This is a genomic window from Pseudomonas sp. SORGH_AS_0199, assembly GCF_031453735.1.
In the GTDB taxonomy this organism is placed as follows: Bacteria; Pseudomonadota; Gammaproteobacteria; order Pseudomonadales; family Pseudomonadaceae; genus Chryseomonas; species Chryseomonas aestiva.
On record NZ_JAVJAE010000001.1, the window covers coordinates 1,526,607 to 1,541,147 of the forward strand.

The 14,541-nt window shown below is 66.2% G+C and carries 7 protein-coding genes; 2 read left to right on the forward strand and 5 right to left on the reverse strand.

Going from position 1 to position 14,541, the window contains the following annotated elements:
* Positions 1-93 precede the first annotated feature (93 nt).
* Positions 94-1,833, reverse strand: coding sequence for a potassium/proton antiporter (locus QE444_RS07265; protein WP_133862997.1), 1,740 nt, complete (start codon positions 1,831-1,833; stop codon positions 94-96).
* Between the two features lie 129 nt (positions 1,834-1,962).
* On the opposite strand from QE444_RS07265, the gene QE444_RS07270 reads away from it, so the two are divergent.
* Entirely contained in the window at positions 1,963-2,799 is an 837-nt protein-coding gene (locus QE444_RS07270; RefSeq protein ID WP_187978460.1) for a 23S rRNA (adenine(2030)-N(6))-methyltransferase RlmJ, read from the forward strand.
* A 125-nt stretch (positions 2,800-2,924) separates the two neighbouring features.
* On the opposite strand, the gene msrA is transcribed toward QE444_RS07270, so the two are convergent.
* The 4 genes from msrA to aceE all read right to left on the reverse strand — a co-directional run bounded on the left by msrA (position 2,925) and on the right by aceE (position 11,214).
* Positions 2,925-3,584, reverse strand: a complete 660-nt coding sequence (msrA, locus tag QE444_RS07275; protein ID WP_187978461.1) for a peptide-methionine (S)-S-oxide reductase MsrA — start codon at positions 3,582-3,584, stop codon at positions 2,925-2,927.
* Positions 3,585-3,665: 81 nt separating this feature from the next.
* On the reverse strand, positions 3,666-6,272 hold the full coding sequence (locus QE444_RS07280) for a bifunctional diguanylate cyclase/phosphodiesterase (RefSeq protein WP_187978462.1): 2,607 nt from the start codon (positions 6,270-6,272) through the stop codon (positions 3,666-3,668).
* A 282-nt stretch (positions 6,273-6,554) separates the two neighbouring features.
* Positions 6,555-8,543, reverse strand: coding sequence for a dihydrolipoyllysine-residue acetyltransferase (gene aceF, locus QE444_RS07285; RefSeq protein WP_309737652.1), 1,989 nt, complete (start codon positions 8,541-8,543; stop codon positions 6,555-6,557).
* Positions 8,544-8,571: 28 nt separating this feature from the next.
* Positions 8,572-11,214, reverse strand: a complete 2,643-nt coding sequence (aceE, locus tag QE444_RS07290) for a pyruvate dehydrogenase (acetyl-transferring), homodimeric type (protein WP_273809804.1) — start codon at positions 11,212-11,214, stop codon at positions 8,572-8,574.
* 329 nt (positions 11,215-11,543) lie between these two features.
* Between aceE and glnE the strand changes: the two genes are divergently transcribed.
* On the forward strand, positions 11,544-14,504 hold the full coding sequence (glnE, locus tag QE444_RS07295) for a bifunctional [glutamate--ammonia ligase]-adenylyl-L-tyrosine phosphorylase/[glutamate--ammonia-ligase] adenylyltransferase (RefSeq protein ID WP_309737653.1): 2,961 nt from the start codon (positions 11,544-11,546) through the stop codon (positions 14,502-14,504).
* The last annotated feature ends 37 nt before the right edge of the window (positions 14,505-14,541 follow it).

Sequence of the window (14,541 nt, forward strand, 5' to 3'; positions counted from 1 at the left end):
GAGCGTCGGGCAGTGGAAAGGCGCGAGGTTAAAGCCAGGCTGCCATGGGCGCAAGATAGCGCTTTCCAGGGCGCGAACCCTGTTCATCCACCGTTAAAGAAAGAGCGCGGGCCCGCTGCTGCGGCCTTCGGGAAACTTCACGCCGACCTTGCGCACGCGCTTGTTCTCGATGGCCGCGACGATCCAGACCAGGCCATTCCATTCCACCAGGTCGCCGACGATGGGTTCGCCGCCGATCTCGTGGGTGATGAAGCTGCCGAGGCGCTGGTTGCCGTCCACCTCGCCCAGTTGCAGGCCGTACAGCGCGGCCACGGCGCTGAGTTCGGCGTCGGCTTCCAGGACGAAGTCGCCGAAGAATCTCTGGGTCTGCTGCGGTGCCTGGCTGAACAGCCGGCCGAGGGCCGGCAGATCGTGCTCGTGGCCGACCACACAGAGGATGTCGCCGGCTTCCAGGGTGGTACTGCCGGAGGGGTGCAGCAGGGTCTCGCCGCGGAACAGCGCGGCGATACGGGTGCCTTCGGGCATCTTCAGCTCGCGCAGGGCGGCGCCGATGCACCATTTCTCGGCGCCCAGGCGATAGATGAACAGCTCCCATTCGCTGGTCGGATGGACCTGCAGGCCGGCGCGGGAGAAAGGCGCCGGCTCCGGTGGCACCGTCACCTTGAGCAGCTTGGCGGCCAGCGGCAGGCTGGAGCCCTGCACCAGCAGCGACACCAGCACGATGAAGAAGGCCACGTTGAAGAACAGCTGGGCCTGGGGCAGCCCGGCCATCATTGGGAACACCGCCAGGATGATCGGGACCGCGCCACGCAGCCCGACCCAGGCGATAAAGGCCTTTTCCCGGTCGTGGAAGGCGCGGAAGGGCAGCAGGCCGATGGCCACCGACAGCGGGCGGGCGACCAGGATCATCCACAGGGCAAGGCCGAGGGCGGGCAGGGCGATGGGCAGCAGGTTGTGCGGCTCCACCAGCAGGCCCAGCACCAGGAACATGCCGATCTGCGCCAGCCAGGCCATGCCGTCGAGCATGTGCAGCATGCCGTGGCGACTGCGGATCGGCAGATTGCCCATCAGCAGACCGGCCAGGTAGACCGCGAGGATGCCACTGCCATGGGCGGTGTTGGTCAGGGCGAAGATCAGCAGGCCACCGCTGATGGCCAGTAGTGGATAGAGGCCGTCGGCGAGATGGATGCGATTGATCAGCTGCAGCAGCAGCCAGCCGCCGCCCAGGCCGATCACCCCGCCGATGGCGAATTCGCTGACGAAATGCCCGAGCAGGCTCCAGGAAAAGCCGCTCTGGCCGCTGGCGAGCATCTCGATCAGGGTGACGGTGAGAAACACCGCCATGGGATCGTTGCTGCCCGATTCGATTTCCAGACTGGCGGTGACCCGTTCGTTGAGGCCCCGGCCGCCGAGCAGGGAAAACACCGCCGCAGCGTCGGTGGAGCCGACGATGGCGCCGATCAGCAGGCCCTGCAGCAGGCTGAGATCGAACAGCCAGGCGGCGGCGACCCCGGTCAGGCCGGTGGTGATCATCACCCCCACGGTGGCGAGCGACAGCGCCGGCCAGAGCGCCACCCGGAAACTCGACACCCGGGTGCGCATGCCGCCGTCGAGCAGGATCACCGCCAGCGCCAGGTTGCCCACCAGGTAGGCCATCGGATAGTTGTCGAAGGCGATGTGACCGGGACCGTCGATGCCGGCGAACATGCCGACCACCAGGAAGATCACCAGAATCGGGATGCCGACCCGCGAGGAAATCGAGCTGACCAGAATCGACAGGCCGATCAGCACCGCACCGATCAAGAACAAGCTGTTGATGGTGACAGCGTCCAAGCGTGACTCCTGGGGTAAAGAATTGAAGAACCTGGGGATTTAACCCGCTGGGTGGCCGGGGTGTCAAAGCGCGACGCCGCTGGCGCCCGAGGAAGACGGTACACTGTAGGGCTGACGCTGGAGTATCCCATGAATTACCGACACGCCTTCCACGCCGGCAATCACGCCGATGTCTTCAAGCACGCCACCCTGTTGCGCCTGGCCGCGCTGCTGGCGCGCAAGGAGACGCCCTTCGCCTATCTGGACAGCCATTCCGGCGTCGGTCGCTATGACCTGGCCGGCGATCAGGCCAGTCGTACCGACGAATGGCGCGAAGGCATCGGACGGCTGTGGGCCCTGGAGTCCGCGCCGGCGGCCTTCGTCGGTTATCGCGAGGCGGTGGCGGCGCTCAATCCCGACGGCGCGCTGCGCTACTACCCCGGTTCGCCCGAGCTGATGCGCCAGGCCCTGCGTCCCCAGGATCGCCTGCTGCTCAACGAGCTGCACCCGGAGGATGGCCGCCTGCTCAAGGAAAACATGGCTCGCGATCGCCGGGTCGCGGTGCATCAGAAGGATGGCTGGCTGCTGCCGCGGGCGCTGCTGCCGGTCCCCGAACGCCGGGCCTTGCTGCTGATCGATCCGCCCTTCGAGAAGGCCGACGAGCTGGAGCGTTGCGTCAAGGCGGTCGCGGAGGCCATCGGCCGGATGCGCCAGACGGTGATTATGCTCTGGTATCCGATCAAGGATCGCCGCCAGCTCCGACGCTTTCATGCCGGTCTGCAGGCCAGCGGCGCGCCCAAGCTGCTCAATGTCGAATTGCTGATCCGTGCGGCGGACGATGCCACCCGGCTCAATGGCTCGGGGTTGGCCATCGTCAATCCGCCATGGGGACTGGAAGAAGAGTTGCGCGACCTGCTGCCCTGGCTGGCCGAGCATCTGGCCCAGGGCGAAGGCAGCTGGCGGCTGGACTGGCTGATCGCGGAATAGCGAGGCCCGGCGCTGTTGGGCTTCGCTGCGCTCAACCCAACCTACGGGAAAGGTTGGCGTAGGTTGGATCGAGGCGGCTCTACCGCCGACGCCCGACAAAAGAGAGCCGCGGCAGCGGCTCGGGATCAGACCGCCAGGCTGGGCGGCAGGCAGACGCCGGTGCCGGCCAGGCCGCAATAGCCGTTGGGATTCTTCGCCAGATACTGCTGGTGATAGGCCTCGGCGTAGTAGAAGGGCGGCAGCGGGGCGATCTCGGTGGTGATCTCGCCATAACCGGCCTCGGCCAGTTGGGCCTGGAAGGCGGCCTGGCTGGCTTCGAAGGCTTCCTGCTGATTGTCGTCGGTGTAATACAGCGCCGAGCGATACTGGGTGCCGACGTCGTTGCCCTGGCGCATGCCCTGGGTCGGATCGTGGGCTTCCCAGAAGATCTTCAGCAGCGCCTCCAGCGAGGTCTGGGCCGGATCGAACACCACCAGCACCACCTCGGTATGACCGGTCAGGCCGGAGCACACCTCTTCGTAGGTCGGATTGGGGGTATGGCCGCCGGCATAGCCGGCCGCGGTGGTCCAGACGCCTGGCTGTTGCCAGAAGCGCCGCTCGACGCCCCAGAAGCAGCCCATGCCCACCACCAGACTCTGCAGACCGGTGGGGAAGGGGCCTTGCAACGGATTGCCGTTGACATAGTGGGCCGCGGGCACGGCCATGGCCGTCTCCCGGCCGGGCAGGGCCTGCTCGGCGGCGGGCAGATGAGTCTTCTTGGTCAGGATTTCGGAACGCAGGACCATGGGATACCTCGTGGGAAAGGGCCAGGCGAAAAGCTCAGTGTACGCAAAATCGCAGCAGCGGGGTCGAGTCCGCGCGGCGGGTCAGCGCGTCGGCAGGTAACGCGCCAGGGCGGCGTCGAGCTGATCGGCCGGGATGGGCTTGTCGAACAGATAGCCCTGGCCGATATCGCAGCGATGGTGGCGCAGGAAAGCCAGCTGTTCGGTCGTCTCGATGCCCTCGGCAACCACCTGCAGCCGCAGGTTGTGGGCCATGGCGATCACCGCGGAGGTGATTTCCATGTCGTCCTGGTTGTCCGGGATGTCCTTGATGAAACTCCTGTCGATCTTGATGACGTCGATGGGGAATTTTTTCAAGTAGCTGAGCGACGAATAGCCGGTGCCGAAGTCATCCATCGCCAGGCTCATGCCCAGGCGCTTGAGGGCTTCGAGGGTGTTGCGGGTGGCGTCGGTGGCATCCAGCAGGAGGCTTTCGGTCAGTTCCAGCTCCAGACGCTTGGGCGCGATGCCCTCCTCGTCGAGGATGGTGACGAAGGACTGCACCAGGTCGGGATCGGTGAACTGCTTGGGCGACAGGTTGATGGCGATCTGCAGATCGTCGAAGCCGGCGGCGTCGAGGCGATGCAGCTGGCGGCAGACCTCGCGGATGACCCATTTGCCGATGGGCACGATGAGCCCGGTTTCCTCGGCGATGCTGATGAACTGGTCCGGGCGGATCATGCCCTTTTCCGGGTGCTGCCAGCGGATCAGGGCTTCCAGGCCGAGCAGCTTGGCGCGTTTCAGGCAGACCTTGGGCTGGTAGTGCACCAGCAGTTCGTTCTGTTCCAGGGCTCGGCGCAGGTTGTTCTGCACGAACAGCTTGTTGCTGGCTTCGGCGATCAGCGCCTCGGTGAACACCTGGACCTGATGGCCGCCGGTAGCCTTGGCCCTGTGCAGGGCGAGGCCGGCGTGCTTGATCAGGGTCTGCGGATCGGTCTCGTGCGGCCGCGCGGTGGTCAGGCCGATCGAGCAACTGATCAGGGTCGGGTGGCCTTCCACATAGAGTGGCGGATCCAGGGCCACCAGGGTGTCGCGGGCCAGGCTGTCAGCGGCGACCGCATCCATGCCTTCGAGCAGCACGGCGAATTCGTTGCTGGCGATGCGGGCGATCAGTGCGCCCTTGCCCAGGGCGCTGCGCAGGCGCCGGGCCAGACCCACCAGCAACTGGTCGCCGATGCGATGACCGAGGCTGTCGTTGACTCTCTTGAAATTGTCGACGTCCACCAGCAGCAGCGAGTGTTCGCGGCTTGGACTGGACTGCTCCAGGCGCGCTTCCAGGCGGGCGATGAAGTGGCTGCGGTTGGCCAGCCCGGTGAGGCTGTCGCGAAACACCAGTTCGTCGTTGTGCTGCTGGGCGAAGCGGGTCTTGCTGGTGTCCTGGAAGATGCCCAGATAGCCCTGCAGGTCGCCATTGGGCTGCTGGATCTTGGACAGCGACAGCTGGCCCCAGTAGGTCTCGCCGTCGCGACGATAGCAGCGCAGTTCGCCTTGCCAGCTGTCCTGGTGCGCCAACCGCTGCCAGGCTTCGTAGAGCAGCTCGCCCCAGTTTTCCAGGGCTGGCAGGGATTCGACGTGCAGGCCCTGCAGCTTGCCGATGGGGTAGCCGGTGATCCGCGCGAAGCTGTCGGTGGCGTGCTCCAGGCAACCGCTGGCATCCAGCAGCAGGAAGGCATCGTTGCTGGCCTCCATCACCCGGGTCAGGGGATGGGCGACCTTGGGCAGGCGCTCCGGCTGCTGGAGGAGGGCGGCCAGGCACTCGGCCAGGCTGCGGGCGAAGGCGACGTCCTCGGCTTCCCAGGTGGCCGCGTGGTCCCGGCGCAGGCAGAGCAGACCGATCAGCTGATTGTCATGCAGCAGCGCCACGTCCAGCGCCGTTCCGCCCCCGGTATGGGGCGGGTGCAGCACCTGACTGGCGTCTTCGATCACGCCCTGCTCGCGCAACCGGCGCCGATGGTCGCTGCACAGCGTTGGCAGGCGCTCTTCCTTGCACAGGGTGACGAGGCCATTGCCCTCGTAACGCCACAGGCTGAGTTCGTCCGCGGCAAAGGCGGCCGGGCCCTCGGCGCGCAGCAATTGTACCAGTTCGTCGTCGACCGGTGCCTGGCGCAGAGCCAGCCGGGACAGTTCGAGCAGCAGGGTCTGCCGCGCCTGGGCCATCCCCAGCCGTTGCTGGCTGTGGTCCTGGCTGTCCTGCAGGAGCGCCAGGGTGGAGCGCAGGGCCAGGTTGTGGGCTTCCCATTCGCCGGCCAGGCCGTCGTCGTTCATCACTCGCAGCAGATAGCCGCGCAGCAGGGGGCGGCCATGGCGCTGCAGGCTTTCGCCCACCTCGACCACCTGGTACGGAGCCGCAGGGGAGTGGAACAGGTAGCGCACCTGATAGCTGCCGTGCTCGGCGAGTTGCAGCTGGATGTCTTCGTGCAGGCGATGACGGACGCTGGGCTCCATCAGGCTGGCATAGGGGGCATCGATGAGCGAGCACAGCGCCTGGGCAGGCAGGCCAAGGCTGGCTTCACAGCGGGAATCGAGATAGAGCATCGCCCAGGAGGCTTCATTCAGACGCTCGAAACGCAGCAAGCCCAATCGGGCAGGAGCGCTGAGCGCGCCCGCCTGATCGGCTACCGCGGCATCGGCAGCATCGGAGTGAATACTCATGCGAGGGTCCGCGTCCTTGTGAAGACGGAAAGATGTCCTAGGTTTATCGGAAAGGACAGACAAATCATTAATCCTTTTTCCTCTCCGCCTCGCCAGCACCCTGGGATGGCTGTCAAGGTTGCCCGATAGAGGTCGACCCATGCAAGGGGCGGCGCTCGGGGCGCCCATCCTACCTTTTTCCTGGATCTTTCGGTTGATCTGGCAGCAAAAACCCCGCCTGAGCGGGGTTCTTGCGCTACACCAGAAGACGGTAGCGGGAAGCCGTTACCATCCTGTGGCGGCTTACAGCAGCAGGCCGCGGATTTCCGCCAGCAGATCGCCCAGGCGCTTGGTGAAGCGCGCGGCGGCCGCCCCGTTGATCACGCGGTGATCGTAGGACAGCGACAGCGGCAGCATCAGGCGCGGCTGGAAGGCCTTGCCGTCCCAGACCGGCTGCATGCTGGCCTTGGACACCCCGAGGATCGCCACTTCCGGAGCATTGACGATCGGCGTGAAGCCGGTACCGCCGATGTGACCCAGGCTGGAGATGGTGAAGCAGGCGCCCTGCATGTCGTCACCGCTGAGCTTCTTGGTCCGCGCCTTTTCCGCCAGCTGGGCGGCTTCGGCGGCGAGTTGCAGGAGGCTCTTCTGGTCGACGTTGCGGATGACCGGGACCAGCAGGCCGTCCGGGGTGTCCACGGCGAAGCCGATGTGCACGTACTTCTTGCGGATCACCGCCTTGCCGCTGGGGGCCAGGGAGGCGTTGAAGTCCGGCAGTTCCCTGAGCACATGGGCGCAGGCCTTGAGCAGGAACGGCAGGATGGTCAGCTTGACGCCGGCCTTTTCCGCCACGGCTTTCTGGCCGACCCGGAAGGCTTCCAGATCGGTCACGTCGGACTGGTCGAACTGGGTAACGTGGGGCACGTTCAGCCAGCTGCGATGCAGGTTGTTGGCACCGACCTGCATGAGGCGCGTCATCGGCACCTCTTCGATCTCGCCGAACTTGCTGAAGTCCACGGTGGGGATCGGCGGGATGCCGGCGCCACCGGTGACGCCCGCGGCCGCGGCCGGAGCCGCCTTGCTCTTCTGCAGCTGATCCTTGACGTAGGTCTGGACGTCTTCCTTGAGGATGCGACCCTTGGGACCGGTCGGGGTGACCTCGCCCAGATCGACACCGAACTCCCGGGCGACCATGCGCACGGCCGGACCGGCATGGACCTTCTTGCCCTTGCCGGCGGCAGGGGCGCTGGCGGGAGCGGCGGCCTTGGCCGGAGCCTCGGCTTTCTTCTCGGATGCCTGAGCGCTGGCGGCGGCATTGCCGGCAGCCGGCTTGGCCGCCTGCTTGGGCGCGGCACCGGCCACCTTCAGGGTCAGGATCAGATCGCCGGTCTTGGCCTGGTCATTGACCTTGATGGCGACGCTTTCCACCACGCCCGCCTTGGGCGCCGGAATTTCCATGCTGGCCTTGTCGGACTCCAGCACGATCAGCGACTGCTCGGCCTTGACCTGGTCACCGGCCTTGACCAGCACCTCGATGACGTTGGCACTGCCGGTGGAGCCGATGTCGGGGACCTTGATCTCCTCGACCGATTCACCGGCCGGCTCGGCGGCGGCTTCCTCGTGCAGCTCGGGCTCGGCGGCTTCCTTGGCGGGCTTGTCGCCGGCCTTGGATTCGACGCTCTTGCTCGGCTTGGCATTGGCGGCGCCCTTGAGGACCAGGATCAGATCGCCGGTGCCCACTTCGTCGCCGACCTTGACGGAAACGCTCTCCACCACGCCGGCGGCGGGGGAGGGGATTTCCATGCTGGCCTTGTCGGATTCCAGGGTGATCAGCGTCTGCTCGGCGGCGATGGTGTCGCCAGGCTTGACCGCCACCTCGATGATGCTGGCCTTGCCGCTGGAGCCGATGTCCGGAACGTGAATTTCCTGGGACTCGCCTTCGCGGGCGGACGCCGAAGCGTCCTCGTCGCCGGCCGGCGTCGGGGTTTCGCTTTCCTCGACCTGGGTCTGCTTGGACTCGGCCTTGGGCTCGGCGGCGGGTTCGCTGCCGCTGGCGGCGTCCTCGCCTTCCAGGTCGATCAGCAGATCACCGGTCTTGAGGGTGTCGCCGACCTTGATGTGCAGGGCGGCGATCTTGCCGGCCTTGGGGGCCGGAATCTCCATGCTGGCCTTGTCGGACTCCAGCACCACCAGGCTCTGTTCGGCCTCGATGGTATCGCCGACCTTCACCAGCAGCTCGATGACTTCGCCGTCGCCACTGCCGATGTCGGGTACGCGGATGGTCTCGCTCACAGTTGTTTCCTCTTATCCGTGTGCCGCATCAGCAATCCAGGGGATTGCGCTTCTCGGTGTCGATGCCGAACTTGGTGATGGCGTCGGCCACGACCTTGCGTTCCAGCTTGCCTTGGTTGGCCAGCGCCTGCAGAGCGGCGACGGCGACCCAGCGACGGTCGACCTCGAAATGATCACGCAGCTTCTTGCGGCTGTCGCTGCGACCGAAGCCGTCGGTACCCAGCACCTGGAATTCGGTGGGGACCCACTGGCGGATCTGGTCGGCGAACAGCTTCATGTAGTCGGTGGAGGCGATGACCGGACCCTGGCGCTCGCCCAGGCACTGCTCGACGTAGGTCAGGCGGCGCTCTTCCAGCGGGTGCAGGCGGTTCCAGCGGTCGACGGCCAGGCCTTCGCGGCGCAGTTCGTTGAAGCTGGTGACGCTCCAGATGTCGGCGCCGACACCCATCTCGCGCAGGAGGCTCGCAGCCGCGCGGACCTCGTTGAGGATGGTGCCCGAGCCCAGCAGCTGGACGCGGTGCTTGAAGTCGCCTTTTTCTTCTTCCAGCAGGTACATGCCCTTGATGATGCCTTCCTCGACACCCTGGGGCATGGCAGGCTGCTGGTAGTTCTCGTTCATCACGGTGATGTAGTAGAAGACGCTCTGCTGCAGTTCCATCATCTGATGGATGCCTTCGCGCATGATCACCGCCAGCTCGTAGGCATAGGTGGGATCGTAGCTGCGGCAGTTGGGGATGGTGCCAGCCAGGATGTGGCTGTGACCGTCCTCGTGCTGCAGACCTTCACCGTTCAGGGTGGTACGGCCGGAGGTGCCGCCCAGCAGGAAGCCGCGGGTCTGGGCATCGCCCGCCGCCCAGGCCAGGTCGCCGATACGCTGGAAGCCGAACATCGAATAGAAGATGTAGACCGGCAGCATGGGCTGGTTGTAGTTGCTGTAGGCGGTACCGGCGGCGATGAAGGAGGACATGGCGCCGGCCTCGTTGAGGCCTTCCTGGAGGATCTGGCCGTCCTTCTCTTCGCGGTAGTACATCACCTGGTCGCGATCGACCGGCTCATAGAGCTGACCGTGGGGCGAGTAGATGCCCAGCTGGCGGAACATGCCTTCCATGCCGAAGGTACGGGCCTCGTCGGCGAGGATGGGCACGATGCGCTTGCCCAGGTCCTTGTCCTTGACCAGTTGCGACAGGATGCGGCCGAAGGCCATGGTGGTGGAGATCTCGCGATCGCCGGAGCCGTCCAGCACCGCCTTCAGGGTTTCCAGGGGCGGGGTGGGGATGCTCAGGCTGCGCGCGCGACGCTGGGGCAGGTGACCGCCCAGGGACTCGCGACGGCTCATCAGGTACTTCATCTCGGCACTGTCGTCGGCCGGACGATAGAAGGGCAGTTCGCTGAGCTGGGAATCGTTCAGCGGGATGTCGAAGCGATCGCGGAATTTCTTCAGCGACTCCACATCCACCTTCTTGGTGTTGTGCGCGGTGTTCTTGGCTTCGCCCGCACCGGTGCCGTAGCCCTTGATGGTCTTGGCCAGGATGACGGTGGGCTGGCCCTTGTGGTTGACCGCCTGGTGGTAGGCCGCATAGACCTTGTAGGGGTCGTGACCGCCACGGTTGAGCTTCCAGATCTCGTCGTCGGACAGGTCCTCGACCATCTTGAGCAGCTCGGGGTTGGCGCCGAAGAAGTGCTTGCGCACATAGGCACCGTCCTTGGCCTTGTAGTTCTGGTATTCACCATCGACCACGGCGTCCATGCGCTGCTGCATGCGGCCTTCGGTGTCGCGGGCGAACAGCGGATCCCACATGCGGCCCCAGAGGACCTTGGTGACGTTCCAGTCGGCGCCACGGAAGATGCCTTCCAGTTCCTGGACGATCTTGCCGTTGCCACGGACCGGGCCGTCGAGGCGCTGCAGGTTGCAGTTGATGACGAAGATCAGGTTGTCGAGGTTCTCGCGGCCGGCCAGGGAGATGGCGCCCAGGGTTTCCGGCTCGTCGCACTCGCCGTCGCCGATGAAGCACCAGACCTTCTGCTTGCCGGCGGGGATGTAGCCGCGGTTCTCCAGGTACTTCATGAAGCGGGCCTGGTAGATGGCGGTGATCGGACCCAGACCCATGGACACGGTCGGGAACTGCCAGAAGTCGGGCATCAGGTGCGGGTGCGGGTAGCTCGACAGGCCCTTGCCGTCCACTTCCTGGCGGAAGTTGTTCATCTGGTCTTCGGAGAGGCGGCCTTCCAGGAAGGCACGGGCGTAGACGCCGGGGGACGCGTGGCCCTGGTAGTAGATCAGGTCGCCGCCGTGCTCTTCGTTGGGCGCCTTCCAGAAATAGTTGAAGCCGATGTCATAGAGGGTGGCGCTGGAGGCGAAGGTGGAGATGTGACCACCCAGATCCGGATCCTTGAGGTTGGCGCGCATGACCATCGCCAGGGCGTTCCAGCGAACCAGCGAGCGGATGCGTCGCTCCATGAACAGGTCGCCCGGCATGTGGGCTTCCCGGGTCACTGGAATGGTGTTGCGATAGGGGGTATTGATGGAGTAGGGCAGCTGGGTACCACTGCGGGTAGCCAGTTCGCCCATGCGGGTCATCAGATAATGAACGCGCTCCTCGCCTTCGTGGTCGAGGACGGACTCCAGGGCGTCCAGCCATTCCTGGGTTTCGACGGGATCGAGATCTTGCATGGCTTGCTCCAGGGCGGAAAGGCTTCCAAAATCGGTCGCCTCAGGGTCGCCGCCGGCCTCTTGGGGGCAGCGAAAATTCTTGGATTTATGACCGGACGGTTCCGATCGGCGTGTAGTTTTACTACAAATTCAAATCCGTTTCAGCTCCGAGCTGTAATGCGATAAAAAACAATTCGACGTTTGTCGAACGCGCTGCTCGAGGGCTCGCGAACTCCGAACCGCGGACGAGAAAACGGTTCCCGCTCGGACCAGGTGGTCCGTCGGAATGTCCCGGGTAGGGGGTTCGCGGCAGGGTGGTGGGGTTCGACCGTCCCTGCGCAGGACTGCCCATGATACCCCTCCTTCGTCCCGAACTGCCTCCGACTCTTGTCGCCTGTGCCGAGCTCGCCGACCGGCGTCTGGCCGACGCCCTGTCCCCGCTGCCCGCGGCGGCGGCCCGCCAGGCGAACTGGCCCGCGCCGCTGCGCGCCGAGTGGCGGCGGGTGGCCGCCCTCAGCGATTTCGTCGTCGAGCAGTTCTGCCGCCTGCCCGAGCCTTGCCTGGCGCTGGTCGACAGCGGCGATCTGGAGCTGTCGCTGGCGCCGGGGGCGATGGCGCAGCGCCTGCGCGAGGCCCTGGCCGACTGCCCGGACGAAGCCGAATTGGGGCGCCGGCTGCGGCGTTTTCGCATGCTGCAGCAGGTGCGCGTCGTCTGGCGCGACCTGACCCGGCGCGCCGATCTGGTGGAGACCTGTCGGGACCTCAGCGACCTGGCCGACGCCTGCATCGACCAGGCCTGCGCCTGGCTCTATGCCCAGCAGTGCGGCCAGTTCGGCGTGCCGACCGGGCGCCACAGCGGTCAGCCCCAGCAGCTGGTGGTGCTGGGCATGGGCAAGCTGGGTGCGGGAGAGCTGAATCTGTCCTCCGATATCGACCTGATCTTCGCCTATGGCGAGGGCGGGGAGACGCGCGGCGCGCGGCGCGAGCAGGACAACCAGGAATTCTTCACCCGCCTCGGACAACGCCTGATCAAGGCGCTGGACGCCACCACGGTGGAGGGCTTCGTCTTTCGCGTCGACATGCGCCTGCGGCCCTATGGCAGCGCCGGCGCCCTGGTGCTGAGCTTTGCCGCCATGGAGCTCTATTACCAGGACCAGGGCCGCGACTGGGAACGCTACGCCATGATCAAGGCACGGGTGGTCGGCGGCGACCAGGCCAGCGGCGCCGAGCTGCTGACCCTGCTGCGGCCCTTCGTCTATCGGCGCTATCTGGATTTCTCCGCCATCGAAGCCCTGCGCAGCATGAAGCAGCTGATCCGCCAGGAGGTGCGCCGGCGCGGCATGACCGACAACGTCAAGCTGGGCGCGGGCGGCATCCGCGAAGTGGAATTCATCGCCCAGGCCTACCAGCTGATCCACGGCGGGCGCGATCCGGCACTGCAGCAGCGCCCGCTGCTCGGGGTACTGACCAGTCTGCGCGAGCGCGACTATCTGCCGGCCGCGGCCGAAGCGGAGCTCCGCGAGGGCTATTGCTTCCTGCGCTATGTGGAGCACGGGCTGCAGGCCATCGCCGACCAGCAGACCCAGACCCTGCCAGTGGACCCTCAGGGTCGGGCGCGGGTGGCCTTCCTCATGGGGTATGCCGACTGGGATGACTTCAGCGCGGCGCTCGACGGCTGGCGCAGCCGCATCGACTGGCACTTCCAGCAGACCATCGCCGATCCAGAGGAGGAGACCCAGAGCGCCGAGCTGGAAGACAGCTGGCTGCCGCTGTGGGAAGACCTGCTCGATCCCGAGGAGTCCCTGGCGCGACTGCGCGCGGCGGGCTTCCAGGCGCCGGAGCAGGCGCTGGAATTGCTGGCCAGTCTGCGGGCCAGTGGCCAGGTGCGGGCCATGCAGCGCGCCGGTCGCGAGCGCCTGGATGCCTTCATGCCACGGCTGCTGGATGCGGTCAGCGCCGACGAGCAGCCCGATCGGGCGCTGGAGCGGGTGCTGCCGCTGGTGGAAGCCGTGGCGCGACGCTCCGCCTACCTGGTCCTGCTCAGCGAGAATCCGCCGGCCCTGGCGCGGCTGCTGGAGCTCTGCGGCGCCAGTGCCTGGGTGGCCGAACAGATCACCCGCTATCCGGCGCTGCTCGACGAATTGCTCAACGAGGGCCGGCTCTATCATCCGCCGCAGAAACCGGAGCTGGCCGCCGAATTGCGCGAGCGCCTGATGCGCCTGCCCGAAGAGGATCTGGAGCAGCAGATGGACGTGCTGCGTCACTTCAAGCGCGCCCACAGCCTGCGGGTGGCGGCGGCGGAGATCGCCGGGAGCCTGCCGCTGATGAAGGTCAGCGACTATCTCACCTGGCTCGCCGAGGTGATCCTCGAAGAGGTCTTCGGCCTGGCCTGGCGCCAGCTGGTGCAGCGCCATGGCACGCCGCAGCGACGCGACGGCTCGCCCTGCCAGCCGGACTTCGTCATCGTCGGCTACGGCAAGGTCGGCGGCATCGAGCTCGGCCATGGTTCGGATCTCGATCTGGTGTTCATTCACGACGCCGATCCCCTGGCCGAGACCGATGGCGCCAAGCCCATGGATGGCGCCCAGTTCTTCAATCGCCTCGGCCAGCGCATCATCCATCTGCTCACCACCACTACCCCGGTGGGCACCCTCTACGAGGTGGACATGCGCCTGCGGCCGTCCGGCGCGGCGGGGCTGCTGGTGAGCTCGCTGGAGGCCTTCGAGCGCTACCAGCAGAGCGAGGCCTGGACCTGGGAGCACCAGGCGCTGGTGCGCGCGCGGGTGGTGGCGGGTTGCCCGCGGCTTGGCGCGCGCTTCGACGCGGTGCGGGCGCGCATCCTCGGTCGGCAGCGGGAGCTGGCGACCCTGCAGGCCGACGTGGCCGGCATGCGCGACAAGATGCTCGACAACCTCGGCACCGCGGTGACCGCCGGCGGACTGGGGCCGAACGCGCGCCGGCCGGAGCAGCGCTTCGACCTCAAGCAGGATGCCGGCGGTATCGTCGATATCGAATTTATGGTCCAATATGCCGTTCTGGCCTGGTCGTGGCAGCATCCCGAATTGCTGCGTTTTCCCGACAACATCCGCATCCTGGAATCCCTCGAAGCGGCTGGTCTGGTACCGGCCACGGACGCCATTGCCCTGCGCGAAGCCTACAAGGTCTACCGCGCCGCGCTGCACCGCCTGGTGCTGCAGAAGCAGCCGGGCAAGGTGCCGGCCGACGGCTTTCTCGCCGAGCGCGACGAAGTGCGCCGTATCTGGCACGGCCTGGGGCTGGACACGCCGTCCGGCAATCCGGCCACCTTTTAGGCCGTCATCAGTAAGGAGAGGCAAGATGTCGATGTCC